We start from the raw sequence: 14,650 nt of genomic DNA, 5'->3' as shown, positions 1-14,650 counted from the left end.
GGGCCCGGCGACGGGTTGCTCACCACCCGCCAGATCGCCCAGGGGTGGGGCGTCGCGGTCGCGCCCGCGACCAAGGTGGTGGCGGCCCTTCGCGACGAAGGGCTGGTCGAGACGAAGGTCGGCTCCGGCACGGTGATCAGCGCCCGCACCGACCCGGCGCGGTCGACCGGCCGGACCGCCTCACCGCGACGGCGGGAGGGCGTCCCCCAGCAGGCGTTGCACCGCGAGCACGTCCTGCGCACCGCCATCTCGATCGCCGACGTCGAAGGGCTCGACGCGGTGTCCATGCGGCGACTGGCGGTCGAGCTCGGCGTCGGCCCGATGTCGCTGTACCGGCACGTGGAGAACAAGGACGAGCTGGTGGCGCAGATGGCCGACGAGGTCTTCGGCGCGGCGGACCTGCCCGTCGAGGGGCCACCGGGGTGGCGGGCCAAGCTGGAGCTGATCGCCCGCCGGCAGTGGCAGCTGTGCCGACGGCACCTCTGGCTGCCCCGAGCCGTCTCGTTCACCCGCCCGATGCTGGTGCCCAACATGATGGCCCAGACGGAATGGGTCCTGCGCGCGCTCGACGGGCTCGCACTGCCCATCGCGACACGGGTCCGCGAAGCGCTCACGCTGCACACGCTGGTCATCAGCACCGCCCTCCCCTTGGCGGACGAGGTCGAAGCCGAGCAGGAGACCGGCGTGCCGCTGGACCAGTGGTGGCCGGCGCAGCGCGCGCGAACGGACGAGCTCCTCACGAGCGGGCGGTTCCCGTTGCTGGCCACGATTCCGCAGGACGTGGCGTCGGACCTGGACCAGCTCTTCGAGTACGCCCTCGCACGTCACCTCGACGGGTTCGCCGCCCTCCTCGGTGAGCACGCGGACCCGCGCCCACCCGATCAGTGACCTGAGGCGGGACCGCTTGTCGTGCGGACCCACGTGCGTGCTCTTACTGTCGACGGCAGGCAGAGCTGCGGAGGTGCGATGAGGAGCCAGTACGAGTACGTGGCCGTGCTCGCCGTGTGCCTGCTCGTCACGGCGCCGTTGGAGTGGGTGGGGCGCGGTGTGTACCGCCGGGGGCCGGACGTGGCCCGGTCGGTCCTGCCCGTGCTGCTGGTGCTGGTGGTGTGGGACGTGGTGGCGATCGCGCGCGGGCACTGGAGCTTCCACCGCGACGGCACGACGGGCGTGGTGCTGGCCGGTGTCCTGCCGATCGAAGAGGTGTTGTTCTTCGTCGCCATCCCGCTTTGCGCGTTGCTGACCTACGAAGCCGTCGGCCGGTTGTTGCGCGATGGCTAGGGAGTACCTGCTGGCCGCGGCGACCGCGGCGGTCCTGGTGGTGTTGTGGGAGCTCCTGGTGCTGCGCACGGGGTTGTTCCGGCGCCTCGTCTACTGGGTCACGATGGCGATCGTGCTCGGCTTCCAGGTCCCGGTGGACGGGTGGCTGACCAGGCTCGACGCGCCCATCGTGCTGTACGCGGACTGGGCGATCAGCGGTGTGCGGGCGCCGTGGGACATCCCGGTCGAGGACTTCTTGTACGGATTCGCGATGGTGACCGCCGTGTTGTTGCTGTGGGAGCGGAGGAGGAGTGCGCGTGACCAGGCTGACCGCCGCTGACGTGCCGGGGTCGTTCGACGGCGCGGCGAAGGGCTACGACCTGCTGGTCGGCCTGAACCCCGGTTACCACCGGGCGTTGCGGACCTCGGCGCGGGCGCTCGGCCTGCGTGGGCGTGGCGCCGGGTTGCGCGTGCTGGACCTGGGCTGCGGCACGGGCGCGTCGACGGCGGCGTTGCTGGACGTGGCGCCGGACGCGGAGATCGTCGCGGTGGACGCGTCCGCCGGGATGCTCGCGCGGGCACGGGCCAAGCGGTGGCCCGGCACCGTCACGTTCGTGCACAGCCGCGTCGAGGACCTGGACGTGCACGGGCCGTTCGACGCGGTGTTCGCCGCCTACCTCGTGCGCAACCTGCCCGATCCCGACGCCACCCTCCACGTCGTGCGCGGGCTGTTGAAACCGGGAGCGCCCCTCGTGCTGCACGAGTACTCCGTGCGCGACTCCCTGCTGCACACGGTGATCTGGACCGCGATGTGCGGACTCGTCGTCGTGCCGGCGGGGTGGTTGCTCACCGGTGACCGCTCGCTCTACACCTACCTGTGGCGCAGCGTGCTGCGGTTCGACGGCGCGGGCGCGCTGCGCGACCGACTCCGGCGCAACGGGTTCGTCGGCGTGCGCAGCCGGCCGGTGCGCGGGTGGCAGCTCGGTGTCGTGCACACCTTCGCGGGGCTCGCGCCGGACCGGGAGCGCCCGTGAGGCCTCGTGACCGCAAGGCTGTTCGCGTCGCCGCGCCGGCGGGTCGTGCGCGGTTCGACGGGGACGCGCCGACGGTAGTCGTGGTCGGCGCGGGTATCGCGGGGCTGGCCGCCGCGACGATCCTGGCCGAGCGCGGCGCCCGGGTCGTGGTGTGCGAGCGCGAGCACCACCTCGGCGGCCGGGTGGGCGGGTGGCCGACCCGGCTCGCCGACGGCAGCGAGGTCACGATGACGCGCGGCTTCCACGCGTTCTTCCGGCAGTACTACAACCTGCGCTCGTTGCTGCGCCGGGTCGATCCCGGCGGTCGGGCGCTGGTGGGCCTGCCCGACTACCCGCTGTGGCACACCGGCGGGCACCGCGACGGGTTCGCCGGGCTGCCCACGACCCTGCCGTGGAACGCGCTGGCGTTCCTGCGCCGCAGCCCGACGTTCCGGTGGTCGGACCTGCCGTCGGTCGACGCGCGCGCGGCGTTGCCGCTGCTGGACGTGTCGGTGCCGCAGGTCTACCGGGAGCTCGACGGGCTGGACGCGGCGACCTACCTGGAGCGGATCCGCTTCCCCCGGCCCGCGCACGCGCTGGCGTTCGAGGTGTTCTCGCGCAGCTTCTTCGCCCACCCGAGCCGGATGTCGGCGGCCGAGCTGGCGGTGATGTTCCACATCTACTTCCTCGGCTCGTCGGAGGGCCTGCTGTTCGACGTGGCGGCCGACCCGTTCCCGCACGGCCTGTGGGAACCGCTCGGTCGCCACCTCGCCGAGCTGGGCGCCACCGTGCGGCGGGGTGTCGAGGTGCGGTCGGTGCGACCCGGCGGGACCAGGCGGTTCGCGGTGGACGTGGCCGGTGGCGCGCTCGACGCGGACGCGGTCGTGCTGGCCGCCGACGTGCCGGGGCTGCGCCGGGTCGTGGCCGCGTCACCGCGGCTGGGTGACGCCGGGTGGCGCGAGCGGGTCGCGGAGCTGCGGACGGCGCCGCCGTTCCTGGTGTCGCGGTACTGGCTCGACCGGCCGGTGGACCCGGACCGCCCGGGTTTCCTCGGCACCAGCGGGTACGGCCTGCTGGACAACGTGAGCGTGCTCGACCACTACGAGCACGAGGCGCGGTCGTGGGCCGCGCGCACCGGCGGTTCGGTGGTGGAGCTGCACGGGTACGCCCTGCCGGCCGACGAGCCCGATCCCCGGGCGCGGCTGTGGGAGCAGCTCACCGAGGTCTACCCGGAGACCAAGCGGGCGGGTGTGGTGGACGAACGCCACGAACTGCGGGCCGACTGCCCGCTGTTCCCCGCGGGAGGGTTCGCCCGGCGACCTGCGGTGGGCACCCCGGACGAGTTCCTCGTGCTGGCGGGCGACCTGGTGCGGATCGACCTGCCCGTCGCGCTGATGGAACGCGCGGCGACCACGGGGTTCGCCGCGGCCAACCGGCTGCTGAGCCGTTGGGGCGTGGCCGGGACGGAGCTGTGGAGCGTGCCCACCGCGGGTCGGGGTCCTCTGCTGCGCGCCGTCGCCCGCCGTTGGGGCCGGCTCGACGACCCGTCCTGAGTCCCGTGACGGCACTGGTGCGGGTGGGTGGCCGCGCCGTTCGTCGTAGGCGGACTTGGTGCGGCGTCAACGGCTGTTCTCGCCGGACAGCAATCGCTCGACGATGTCCTTGAGCGCCTTCGCGTCGTCGGGGCCCAGGCGGTCCAGCAGGTGACGCCGAGTCGAGGCGTCCAAAGTCGGCACCGACGCGTCCACCGTGCGCCGTCCCTCCGGCCGCAGGGCGACTTCGACCCTGTTCGCGACCTTGCCGCGCACGATGTAGTCGCGCTTCTCCATCCTGGTCAGCAGGTGCGAGAGCCGGGTCCGGTCCCAGCCCAGGGCCGCGGCGATGGCGTTCTGCCGCAGTGCACCGCCCGATTCAACACCACCCTTCTACGGTTCGACCCTACAAGCCGGCCCGGACTCAAGGACTTCTTCGATGCTCGCCAGCCGATGGCACCACACCGACCTGCGCTTCGTGGCACTTCTCCCGCTCGTGCTCTTCCTCCCCGCCGTTGTCGCCTTCTTCGTGAACCCGAGCGTGGCGTGGGGGGAATACCTGGGCGTCTTCTTCCACCTCTCCATCCTCTTCCTGGTCTCGCGCCTGGACGCGGCGCCGTGGGCCAAGGCCGCCGGCTACGGGTGGGTGGCACTGGACGTGCTCGCCGGCATCCTGATGATCAACGAGGTCGCGCACGACACCGCCTGGGCGGTCCGGCTCGGCGGGCACGTCCTCGCCGGCGTCTGGATCGTGTCGAGTTCGCTGGTCGGCAAGACGTGGCCGGTTCGCGCGGTCGGCGTGGTCACGGGCCTCTGGCTCGCCGGGTACTCCTTCGTGGGAAACGTGCTCCCGGAATCGTTCCTGCGCCCGGCCGGCATCCTGATCCTGGTCTGGTTCGCCCTCCTGGCGATCTTCGACCGGTCACATGGGGAACGCGCGGCGGCACCGACGAGTTCGACATCGGCGGCCGGGGCGGTGTGACGCGACGTCGTTCACGGATCGGTTCCACTGCCGTTGCCGGCCACGGCACTAGTCGAGCGGGTCCACGACCATCCGCACGGCGTCGGCCAGCGTGGTCGGCCGACGCACGGACGCGGGCAGCGGCAGCCCGTCCCAGCCGGGGCCCGCGGCCAGGAACACCGCGTCGGCACCCCGGCTCAGTTCCGCGATCGGCACGGCGGCGGCGAGGTCGACGTGGTGGGCCCAGATCACGACCACGGCCGGCCGCAGGCGTTCCAGTGCGTCGCGCAACGCCGTCGACGGCACCCTGGCGCCGAGGCTGCGCCACCGGCAGTCCACCTCGGACAGTGCGGCGCCGAGTGCTTCCAGCGCCACCGTGTGCTGCTCGTCCGGCGCGCACGACAGCAACGCGGTCAGCACGCCGTCGCGGTCCGGGTAGGGCACCCCGCGCAACGCGTGCAGCAGGCCGGCGCTGGCCAGGTGCTCCACTTCGATCCCGGCGCCACGCTTGCGCACGCGGTCGCCCAGCTCGATGAGGAACGGCGCGAGCACCTCCTGCCAGGCGGCCACCACGCCGTGCCCGGCGATCAGCTCGGCCGCCAGCCGCCGCACGCGCGGCTCGTCGAGCCGGTCGGCGGCGGTCAGGAACCCTCGCCGGGCGGAGCGGGCCGCGGCGGCGGTGAGTTCAGGCCTGGCCGGCCGCGGTGGGGTCGGGGTGTGCTGCCGCGACTGCAGAGCCGCGGCGGCGGGCGCGACGCCTTGCGCGGTCAACGCGATCATGCGCCGCAGCCGGTCGACCTCGTCGTCGCGGTAGCGGCGGTGACCGCCCGCCGTGCGGTCGGACGGTCCGAGCCCGTAGCGCTGGTCCCACGTGCGCAGCGTGGTCGGCGAGATCCCGAGCATCGCCGCGACCGCACGGGGTGTCCAACTCATCGGCTGCGAACTCACCCCCTGGCGCGTTCGGAAAGCATAGCCCGCAGTTCACTCTCGCCGAGGCCGCCCCAGACGCCGAACGTCTCGTGCACCTCCAGGGCGTGCTCGCGGCACTTCCGCATCACCGGGCACCGGCCGCAGATGGCCTTCGCCCTGGCTTCGCGCTGCTCACGGGCGGGGCCGCGCTCGTTGGGCGGGTGGAAGAAAGAGGTGCTGTCCATGCCTCGGCACAGACCGGAGAGCTGCCACTCCCAGGACTCGGCGACGGGGCGGGGCAGGCGGGAGAGCTCGGGCATGGCACGCGTCCTTCGCGAGTCGACGACGATGACGAGCCCATCGTAAATTCGACTCAGAACCGTTTCAACTTGAGGGCGTCTCAGCCGGGCAGCGCGCCCCTCGACCGGAGGGCGTACCGGCGCTCGGCGTAGGCGAGGTCGTCTCGCCACAGCCGTGCGGCGGCCCACCGCATCGCCGGCCGGATCACCGGCGCAGCCCTCCTGACCAGCGTGAACCCGCGTCGGTCCGAGTGCGCGACGGTGGCCTCGACCACGGCCGTCCGCCCGTCGCCCAGCGGGGTGGCGTGGGTTTCGACCACGCTGCCCTCCCCCTCGCCCGCGACGATGCGCATCACCACCGTGCGCGGATCGGGGCAGGTGAACTCGGCGGTCACCGGCACGCCGAGCCTGCCGACCACCCGGAACACCACCTCGACCAGGAACCGGTCCCGCTCCTCGGTCGGGGTCTCCAGCACCCGGAGGTTCGCGAACGAGTAGGGGTGGAACCACGCCCCGTGCCACGGGTCGAGCCGGTTCGCGATCACGTCCTCGGGCTCGCAGCGGCCGACCAGCGTCGTGACCGCGTCGAGCGCTCGCCCCACCGGGCGTGCGGGCAGCACCGGTTCGGGCAGCGGTTCCTCGCCGCCCACGTCGTCCAAGCGCACCCAGACGAGCACGCCGTCGTCGTGCGCGGGGAACGGGCTCCACCCGCCGAACCGCTCACCCCCCAGCGCGAGCCCGTGCCACCGGCAGACCAGCCTGCCGCCGGCGACCGCCCCGTGGCACAGCGGCGCGCCCAGGTGCGGGCACGAGCCGGGACCGGCCACCGGCACGCCACCCGGCCCGCGCCACAGCACCACCTCGCGTCCGGCGACGGTCCGGCCGACCGGCCGGTCCCCCACCACCTCGCGGCTCGCGGCGACGACGAACCAGTTGCCGGAGGGCCGGGCGGTGGCGCGTTTCAGCGCCGCCTCGATGAGCGCGGGTTTCGCGTCCCGCCAGGTCGGTTCCTGCCGCGCCCAGGGCGGACTGGTGAACGCGCGCAGCGGCAGGCGGTCGGGCATGGCTCTCCTCCGGTGGTCAGGCCGTGCGGGCGAGTGGTCAGGCCGTGCGGGCCAGCACGGCCCTGGCGAACGCGGGCAACGCGACCGCGAGCCGTCTGCCGTTCGACACCGCGACGCGCCGGGACAGCACGTCGTGATCCGCTTCCTCGACCAGGTCGAGGATCCGCCCGTAGAGCCGGTACGCGGTGCTCACGCACGGCCGCGACCGCGGGGCGAGCATCGCGATGCCCGGCAGCGCCCGGCCGTAGACCTCGCGCGTGCGGTGGACCTGGTCGCGCAGCGCGGCCCGGATCCGGTCGTCGACCCGGCCGGCCGCACGGGCCCACGCCAGCCGGTCCCGGTCGACGTCGAAGGCCGCCAGCTCGTCGGCGGGCAGGTACACCCGGCCGCGGTCGAGGTCCTCCCCGACGTCGCGGATGAAGTTCGTGAGCTGGAAGGCGATGCCGAGCGCGGCGGCGGCGGGCTCCGCCTCCTCACGCGGCACGACCGTCCCGAGCACCGGCAGCACTTGCAGGCCGATGACCGCCGCCGAACCGTGGACGTACCGCATGAGCTCGGCGCGGGTCGCGTAATCGGTGACGGTCAGGTCCATCCGCATGGACGCCATGAAGTCGCGGAGGTGCGCGGTGGGGATGTCGTACCGGCGCACGGTGTCCAGCAGCGCCGCGACGACGGGATCGGAACTCGTGCCGCGGTCCAGCGCGGAGGCGAGGTCCGCCTCGACCGCCGCGAGGCCCTCGGCCTTGCGCTCCGGTCCGCTGTGGACTTCGTCGACGATGTCGTCGACCCACCGGGCGAACCCGTACAGCGCGTGGACGGCGGGCCGCTGCTCCGGGCCGAGCATCCTCGTGGCCAGGTAGTACGTGCGGCCGTGCTCGGCGTTGAGCGCGCGGCACCGTCGATAGGCGTCGCGCAGCTGTGGTTCGGCGATGCCCGCGGCATCCAGTTCCCGGTCTGCGGACATGCGTCGGCGTCCTTCCCGCGATGGCACCTCCTCACGCTAAGTCGGCCCGCGACGCACCGCATGACCAAACGCCGCTCGTTGTGCAGGGCGCGCGTGGCGCTGCTTAGCTCGATCCACCGAGTCCCCGTCACCCACACCACGCGAGGGAGCGACGATGTCGCTGCTGGCCGACGTCGACACCCACACCCCCACGCCCCCGGCGCCCGACTCGTTCGCGGCGCGGTTCGCGGGGGAGCTGGACGACTTCTTCCGCACGCGTCCGCAGGTCGACGCCGCACGGGAACTGGTCGAGGAGGTGCGGGCGCTGGCCTTGGCCGGCGGCAAGCGGATCAGGCCCGCGTTCGCCTGGTGGGGCTGGCGGGCGGCGGGCGGCGAGGTGCGCGGCGACAGGGCCGAGGCCGTCGTGCGCGCGCTCGTGGCGTTGGAGCTGTTGCAGTGCTGCGCGCTGGTGCACGACGACGTGATGGACCGTTCGGCGACCCGGCGCGGCAGACCCGCCGTGCACGAGGCGTTCGCCGCGCGGCACCGGCGGTCGCGGTGGACCGGCAGCGCCCGCCGCTACGGCGACTCCACCGCGATCCTGGCCGGCGACCTCGCGTTGGCCTGGGCGGACGACGCGCTCGTCACGGCCGGGCTCCCCGCCGACGCGTTGCAACGCGCGTGGGGGCCGTGGCAGCGGATGCGGACGGAGATGATGGCCGGTCAGTACCTCGACCTGCGCGCCGCCGCGGGCCGGGACCTGTCGTTGGAGGCCGCGTTGCGGGTCGCGGCGCTGAAGACCGCCGCCTACACCGTCGAACGCCCGCTCCACCTCGGCGCCGCGCTCGCCGGGGCGCCGGCCGACCTGATCGAGTGCCTGCGCGTGTTCGGCCGCGACATCGGCGTGGCGTTCCAGCTGCGCGACGACCTGATCGGCATGTTCGGCGACCCCGCGGTGACCGGCAAACCCATCGGGGAGGACCTGCGCGAGGGCAAGCGCACCCCGTTGATGGCGATCGCCATCGCGAGGGCCACCGCGGCGGGTGACCACGCGGGCGCGCGGACGCTGCTCCGCTGCCTCAGCGGCAGGCCTGTGACGGACAGGGCCGTGACCGCCGCGCGGGCGCTGCTGATCGACCACGGCGCCGTGGAGGCCGTCGAGGAGCACATCGAAGCGCTCACCGCCCGCGGCCTCGCCGCGCTCGACCGGGCGGCCGTCGACGACGTCGCCCGCGCGCACTTGAGGCAGCTGGCGGCCAAGGCCGTCCGCCGCCGGGATTGACGGGCGGACTCCGTGGCGCACGTGGTGAGGGGCCGCACCGACTCGGTCGTCGTGATCGGCGCGGGCCTGTCCGGCCTGTCCGCCGCGCTGCACCTGCGCGGGGCCGGGCACGAGGTCACGGTGCTGGAGCAGCACAGCCACCCCGGCGGCCTGGCGGGCAGGCTGGACGTGGCCGGGCATTCCCTCGACACGGGACCGACCGTGCTGACCATGCCGGAGCTGCTCGACGACGCGTTCGCGGCGGTGGGGGGACGGCTCGCCGACCACCTCGACCTGGTGCCGCTGCACCCGGCCTACCGGGCCGAGTTCGCCGACGGCAGCGCGCTCGACGTGCACACCGACGCCGACGCGATGAGCCACGCGATCGCCGAGTTCGCGGGCTCCCGCGAAGCCGAGGGCTACCGCGAGCTCCGCGCCTGGCTGACCCGGTTGTACCGGGTCGAGCGCGACCGGTTCATCGGCGCGAGCTTCGACTCGCCGCTCGACCTCCTCGGCCGCGACCTCGTCGCCCTCGCGCGGCTCGGCGGCTTCGGCTCCCTGTCACGGGCGGTGGGTCGGTTCCTCCACGACGACCGGCTCCGTCGGGTCTTCACGTTCCAGGCCCTGTACGCCGGCGTGTCCCCCACCGACGCGCTCGCCGCGTACGCCGTGATCGCCTACATGGACACGATCGCCGGCGTCTGGTTCCCGCGCGGCGGCATGCGTGCGGTCCCGCAGGCCCTTGCCGACGCCGCGGCCGCGGCGGGGGTCCGGTTCCACTACGACACCGAAGTGGCCTCGCTCGAACGCACCGGCCCGAGGGTGACCGCGGTCCGCACGACGACCGCCCGTTTCCCCTGCGACGCCGTCGTGCTCGCCACCGGCTCCGCCCAGAGCACGCGGCTGCTGCGCGGCGAACCACGCCGCCCGCGCGCGCTGCGGTGGTCACCGTCCGCGATGGTGGTGCACCTCACCGCCCGGCGCCTGGTCGGGGGGAGGGCCCACCACACCATCTCGTTCGGCGCCGCGTGGGAGGCCACGTTCGACGAGATCATCCGCGAGGGCCGCTTCATGAGCGACCCGTCCCTGCTGCTAACCACCCCTACCCTCACCGACCCCGGGCTTGCCCCGGCGGGACGGCACGTGCAGTACGTGCTCGCCCCGTGCCCGAACCTGGACGCCGCGGCGATCCGGTGGGACGCCGTCGGCCGCCGCTACGCCGCGGAGGTCGTCGACGAACTCGTCGCCCGCGAGCTGCTGGACTCCGACGTCGAGATCCTGTCCGTGACGACGCCCGACGACTGGGCACGGGCGGGCCAGGCCGCCGGAACCCCGTTCTCGGCGGCGCACACCTTCACCCAGACCGGCCCGTTCCGCCCGCGCAACCTGCCGTTCCGCGACGGCAACGTCGTGCTCGCGGGCGGTGGCACCACACCCGGCGTCGGCATCCCGCCGGTGCTCATCTCCGGCAGGCTGGCCGCCGAACGGCTTCGGGGACGGTGAGGAACGGGTTCGCTCGGCACGGCGTCAGTCCTTGAGGGGATCGTGCCCCCAGTTCATCAGCGAGTAGCGCCACCTCGTGTGCGTGACGTCCCCATCAGGCCGCTGCGCGAGGTGCCGGTGGACGTACCCGACGACCTTGCGCATGTGCGCGTGGTCGGCCTCGGTCAAGTCGCCCTTCTTCGTCCGCAGCAGTTCCACGATCCGCCTGCCGGACTCGTGCCCGACCGATTCGCCGCCGTCGGACTGGCCGACGGACCGCGACTCGTCGGTGTCCAACCACCGCCTCAACTCCGCCGCCGTCATGTTCACGGCGTCCTCGAACTCGTCTCTCACGAGTCGTCTTCCAACGCGGACGGCTTGTGAACCGCGTCCTTGCCGCTCTTGTCGCTGCGCACGCGGTACTGCGGTTCCTCCTCCGACGCGCGCACCCGCCTGCCCGCGGCCTCGGTGTCCTCGGTGATCTCCTCGACCACCTCGCCGTGCACCGCCTGCCCGTGGCTCGACCACGTGACCTGGTCACCCTTGTGCAACTTCTCCTCGGCCATGGACCGATTCTGCGCGGCCACGTCCGGCCGCGCCCGACGGTCGCGCGCCGATCGGGCATACCACGCGGCATGTTCACCCGGTGAGGTGGTCCACCCCTGCGCACCTCGCCCACCGCGTCGCTGCCGGCGTCCTCGACGCACCCCCAGCCGATCAAGTGCGAAAACCGCGAAAAAGCAAGGAATCGTCACTTCACAAAGCGAATCCGGGCCGGACACCGACAGATCCGGAAACCTGATTCCGGCGATTGCGGCCGTGGATGACCGATCTCGCGAAAGCCGGAGATCGCTCGGCCGTTCGGCCCTGTACAGGGTATGGGTGTCCTGTTGGGATGATCGACATGTACAACGCCATTGTGATAGGTGGTCGGTGTGCCGGGGCGGCGGTCGGCGCGCACCTGGCCCGACGGGGGCTCCGGGTTTTGGTGGTGGACCGGTCGCGATTTCCCAGTGATGTCCTGTCCACGCATTTCGTCTGGCCGCACGGAGCGTCCTACCTGAACCGCCTGGGGGTGTTGGACCAGGTCCGGGCCGTGACGCCCGCCCACACCGAGGTCACGGTGGTCAACAATGGGATCTCCTTGCGCGGCAGCGTGCCCGAGGAGCTGCTGCGCAACCAGTTCCGGTTGCTGCACGACGACGACACCGGTATCACCACTGAGTACTTCTCCGTCCGCCGGCACGTGCTGGACAAGATCCTGGTCGACAACGCGGTCCGGGCCGGTGTCGAGTTCCGCGAGGGCTACACCGTCAAGGAGCTCTTAAGGGACGAGGACGGGACCGTCATCGGCATCAAGGGGCGCGACGGCACGGTCGAGCACGCGCAGGTGGTGATCGGGGCGGACGGGCGCAACTCCTTCGTCGCGCGGGCCCTCGGGATCGAGAAGTTCGACGAACGGCCGAGGTGCACCTTCGCCTACTGGAGCTACTTCAGCGGCATCCCCGACGCCGACGCGCAGATCCACCGGCGGGGCAGGCTCGGGATGGCGATGGCCTCGACCAACCACGGGCAGACCATGGTGCTGACGTGGGGGCCCAGCGAGTGGGCCGCGGAGTTCCGGGCCGACGTCGAGGGCAACTTCCACCGCGCGCTCGGGCTGATCAGCGAAGAGGCGGCGGACACCGTGGCGCGGGCGCGTCGGGAGGAGCGCTTCTACGGGACGCTCGACCAGGCCGCCTACCTGAGGCAGCTGCACGGACCCGGCTGGGTGCTGGTGGGCGACGCCGAGTCGTTCAAGGACCAGTGCACGGCGCTCGGGATCACCCACGCCCTGCGTGACGCGGAGCTCGCCGCCGACGCGGTCGGCCGGTGGCTCGGCGGCGAGACCGACCGGGACACCGCCATGGCCGGGTACGCCGCCAAGCGGCGCAGCCAGACCGCCGCGGCCTACTACGACTACGTGTGCACGCTCGCGGAGATGAAGCCGCTGCGGCACGACGAGCTGCAGCTGTTCGCGATCCTGCGCGGCAACCAGGCGGAGACCGACCGCTTCATCGCCACCCACGTCGACGTCGCGCCGGTCTCGGAGTTCTTCGACCCGTCCAACGTGTTCCTGCTCAACGACACGGCCAAGGAGTCCTCGCGCGACCACGTCGCGTTCGCCGACTTCGAGGCGACCTACCGCGCGTACCAGCAGAACCCGTTCCTGCGGGTGGAAGCGGAGGCGACCCGATGACCGGCACCCTGCCGCACGAGCGCGAGGACGGCGAGGTCGTCGCCGCGCTCATCGCCGCCGCCGACGCGGCCGACGTCGACCCGCTCACCGCAGCCAAGTCGGTGGCCGAGGCCGCCCGCGAGGTGTCGGACATGATGCGGAACTGGGCGACCCACATCCCGTGGGAGGACCTGGAGGAGCTGGACACCCTCCCGGCGGACGAGGTGGCCCGCTTCTTCGGCGAGGACTACCCGGCTGTCCGCGCCGACCTGGAACCGATGTGGGAACCGGCGACGGCCGCCGCGCCCGCGATCGACCCGGACGAGGACTACGCGCTCGACAAGAACGCCTACGACTTCTTCCGGCCGGTCGGGGCCAACCTGCTCGGCCGGACCGAGGAGTTCCACGGCTGGGTGGAGGCGCGCAGGCGCACCGAGACCTGGCAGTACTCCCGCGTCCTGGAGGCCGCGCCCGGCGGGGTCGCGACCATCACCAACGACCTGAGCAAACCGGCCAGGGGCATCAACTTCAACTCCCAGGACTACCTGTCGTTCAACGCCCACCCGGAGATCCGCGAGGCGGCGGTCCGGGCGATGCGCGACTTCGGCCCGCACAGCGCCGGGTCGCCGATGGTGCTGGGCAACACCCGCATCTCCGACGAGCTGGAGGTCGCCCTCGGCGAGCTGGTCGGCCTGGAGCACGTGACGCTGTTCTCGAACGGGTGGTCGGCGGGGTTCGGCACCGTCACCGGCCTGGTCCGCCAGGAGGACCACATCCTCATCGACCGCCTCGCGCACTCGTGCCTGCAGACGGGGGCGCGCGCGGCGACGAAGAACATCACCCGCTACACCCACCTCGACGTCGAGGCGGTGCGCGGCCACCTGGCCCGCATCCGCGCCACCGACACCCACAACGGCATCATGGTCATCACCGACGGCCTGTTCTCGGTGGACGCCGACTGGCCGGACGTCGTCGCCTTGCAGGAGATCTGCCACGCCTACGACGCGACCCTGCTGGTCGACGTCGCCCACGACCTCGGCTCGATGGGCCCCGGCGGCACCGGCGTCCTGGGCATGCAGGACATGCTGGGCAAGGTGGACCTGGTCATGGGCGCGTTCTCCAAGACCTTCGCCTCCAACGGCGGCTTCGTCGCGGCCGGGTCGCCCGCGGTGAAGCAGTACATCAAGATGTTCGCCGGGTCCCACTTCTTCTCCAACGCCCTGTCCCCCATGCAGACCGCGGTGGTGCTCAAGGCGGCCCAGATCATCCGCACCGACGAGGGGGAGGCCCTGCGCGGGCGGCTGTTCTCGGCGATCCACGCCCTGCGCGACGAGCTGACGGCGCGCGGGTTGACCTGCATGGGCTCGCCGAGCCCGATCGTGCCGGTCCTGATCGGGAACGAGAAGCTCGCCCGGACGGTCAACCGCCTGCTGTTCGACCGCGGGGTGCTCGCGTTCATGGTCGAGTTCCCGGTGACGCCGACCGGCGCCTCGCGCTTCCGGTTGCAGGTGCAGGCCGCGCACGAGCCGGAGCAGGCCCGGGAAGCGGCCCGGATCATCGACGAGGCGCTGCGCGACGCGAAGGAGCACCTGTCCAGCGCGTTCGGCAACTCGTTCTGACGGGACGGGCGCTCGCGGCGAACGCGAGCGCCCTCCGCTAACCGAGCGCCTCGTCGTGCGCACCGCTCGCCCCGCCGGCCCGGCGCGCG

The 14,650-nt window shown here is 72.7% G+C and carries 17 protein-coding genes; 10 read left to right on the top strand and 7 right to left on the bottom strand.

The features are described 5' to 3' along the window. From LNK82_RS03800 to LNK82_RS03780, 5 genes are all read left to right on the top strand, one after another. A partial coding sequence (locus LNK82_RS03800; protein WP_230565510.1) for a TetR/AcrR family transcriptional regulator occupies positions 1-888 on the top strand: 888 nt, incomplete at its 5' end. A 78-nt stretch (positions 889-966) separates the two neighbouring features. Then, positions 967-1,281, top strand: coding sequence for a lycopene cyclase domain-containing protein (locus tag LNK82_RS03795; protein ID WP_230565509.1), 315 nt, complete (start codon positions 967-969; stop codon positions 1,279-1,281). Then, positions 1,274-1,600, top strand: coding sequence for a lycopene cyclase domain-containing protein (locus LNK82_RS03790; RefSeq protein WP_230565508.1), 327 nt, complete (start codon positions 1,274-1,276; stop codon positions 1,598-1,600). The genes LNK82_RS03795 and LNK82_RS03790 overlap by 8 nt, the downstream gene beginning before the upstream one ends. After that, positions 1,578-2,294 carry a class I SAM-dependent methyltransferase gene (locus LNK82_RS03785; RefSeq protein WP_230565507.1) on the top strand — a complete coding sequence of 239 codons (717 nt, stop codon included), beginning with the start codon at positions 1,578-1,580 and terminating at the stop codon, positions 2,292-2,294. Before LNK82_RS03790 ends, LNK82_RS03785 begins: the two co-directional genes overlap by 23 nt. Further along, the gene (locus LNK82_RS03780) at positions 2,291-3,826 is read left to right on the top strand and encodes an FAD-dependent oxidoreductase (protein WP_230565506.1); all 1,536 of its coding nucleotides are present in this window, start codon (positions 2,291-2,293) and stop codon (positions 3,824-3,826) included. Before LNK82_RS03785 ends, LNK82_RS03780 begins: the two co-directional genes overlap by 4 nt. A gap of 66 nt (positions 3,827-3,892) precedes the next feature. On the opposite strand, the gene LNK82_RS03775 is transcribed toward LNK82_RS03780, so the two are convergent. Beyond that, positions 3,893-4,102: a winged helix DNA-binding protein gene (locus tag LNK82_RS03775; RefSeq protein ID WP_230565505.1), complete on the bottom strand. Its 210-nt coding sequence runs from the start codon at positions 4,100-4,102 to the stop codon at positions 3,893-3,895. A 142-nt stretch (positions 4,103-4,244) separates the two neighbouring features. Between LNK82_RS03775 and LNK82_RS03770 the strand changes: the two genes are divergently transcribed. Beyond that, a complete protein-coding gene (locus LNK82_RS03770; RefSeq protein ID WP_230565504.1) occupies positions 4,245-4,787 on the top strand; it encodes a hypothetical protein in 543 nt (180 codons plus the stop codon). A gap of 48 nt (positions 4,788-4,835) precedes the next feature. Here the strand turns inward: LNK82_RS03770 and LNK82_RS03765 are convergent, their stop codons facing one another. The 4 genes from LNK82_RS03765 to LNK82_RS03750 all read right to left on the bottom strand — a co-directional run bounded on the left by LNK82_RS03765 (position 4,836) and on the right by LNK82_RS03750 (position 8,002). Next, positions 4,836-5,699 (bottom strand): MerR family transcriptional regulator, encoded by an 864-nt coding sequence (locus LNK82_RS03765; protein ID WP_230565503.1) that lies wholly within the window; start codon positions 5,697-5,699, stop codon positions 4,836-4,838. An 11-nt stretch (positions 5,700-5,710) separates the two neighbouring features. Next, positions 5,711-5,995, bottom strand: coding sequence for a WhiB family transcriptional regulator (locus LNK82_RS03760; protein WP_230565502.1), 285 nt, complete (start codon positions 5,993-5,995; stop codon positions 5,711-5,713). Positions 5,996-6,075: 80 nt separating this feature from the next. Continuing rightward, positions 6,076-7,038, bottom strand: a complete 963-nt coding sequence (locus LNK82_RS03755; protein WP_230565501.1) for a DUF5914 domain-containing protein — start codon at positions 7,036-7,038, stop codon at positions 6,076-6,078. Between the two features lie 37 nt (positions 7,039-7,075). Beyond that, positions 7,076-8,002, bottom strand: a complete 927-nt coding sequence (locus LNK82_RS03750; protein ID WP_230565500.1) for a phytoene/squalene synthase family protein — start codon at positions 8,000-8,002, stop codon at positions 7,076-7,078. Positions 8,003-8,156: 154 nt separating this feature from the next. Between LNK82_RS03750 and LNK82_RS03745 the strand changes: the two genes are divergently transcribed. Together LNK82_RS03745 and crtI are read left to right on the top strand one after the other, a co-directional pair. Beyond that, positions 8,157-9,263: a polyprenyl synthetase family protein gene (locus tag LNK82_RS03745; RefSeq protein ID WP_230565499.1), complete on the top strand. Its 1,107-nt coding sequence runs from the start codon at positions 8,157-8,159 to the stop codon at positions 9,261-9,263. Positions 9,264-9,287: 24 nt separating this feature from the next. After that, complete coding sequence (crtI, locus tag LNK82_RS03740) at positions 9,288-10,745, top strand: phytoene desaturase family protein (protein WP_230565498.1); 1,458 nt, start codon at positions 9,288-9,290, stop codon at positions 10,743-10,745. A 24-nt stretch (positions 10,746-10,769) separates the two neighbouring features. Here crtI and LNK82_RS03735 read toward each other — a convergent pair whose 3' ends face one another. Both LNK82_RS03735 and LNK82_RS03730 read right to left on the bottom strand, forming a co-directional pair. After that, on the bottom strand, positions 10,770-11,078 hold the full coding sequence (locus LNK82_RS03735; RefSeq protein WP_308257153.1) for a DUF3140 domain-containing protein: 309 nt from the start codon (positions 11,076-11,078) through the stop codon (positions 10,770-10,772). Beyond that, positions 11,075-11,290, bottom strand: coding sequence for a hypervirulence associated TUDOR domain-containing protein (locus LNK82_RS03730; RefSeq protein ID WP_230565497.1), 216 nt, complete (start codon positions 11,288-11,290; stop codon positions 11,075-11,077). The genes LNK82_RS03735 and LNK82_RS03730 overlap by 4 nt, the downstream gene beginning before the upstream one ends. 329 nt (positions 11,291-11,619) lie before the next feature. Here LNK82_RS03730 and LNK82_RS03725 point away from each other — a divergent pair, with 329 nt between their 5' ends. After that, on the top strand, positions 11,620-12,963 hold the full coding sequence (locus LNK82_RS03725; RefSeq protein WP_308257152.1) for an NAD(P)/FAD-dependent oxidoreductase: 1,344 nt from the start codon (positions 11,620-11,622) through the stop codon (positions 12,961-12,963). Next, a complete protein-coding gene (locus tag LNK82_RS03720) occupies positions 12,960-14,561 on the top strand; it encodes an aminotransferase class I/II-fold pyridoxal phosphate-dependent enzyme (protein ID WP_230565495.1) in 1,602 nt (533 codons plus the stop codon). The genes LNK82_RS03725 and LNK82_RS03720 overlap by 4 nt, the downstream gene beginning before the upstream one ends. Positions 14,562-14,650 lie beyond the last annotated feature (89 nt).

It is taken from the genome of Saccharothrix luteola (genome assembly GCF_020859565.1).
GTDB lineage: Bacteria > Actinomycetota > Actinomycetes > Mycobacteriales > Pseudonocardiaceae > Actinosynnema > Actinosynnema luteola.
This window is presented reverse-complemented; position numbering and strand designations above follow the sequence as displayed.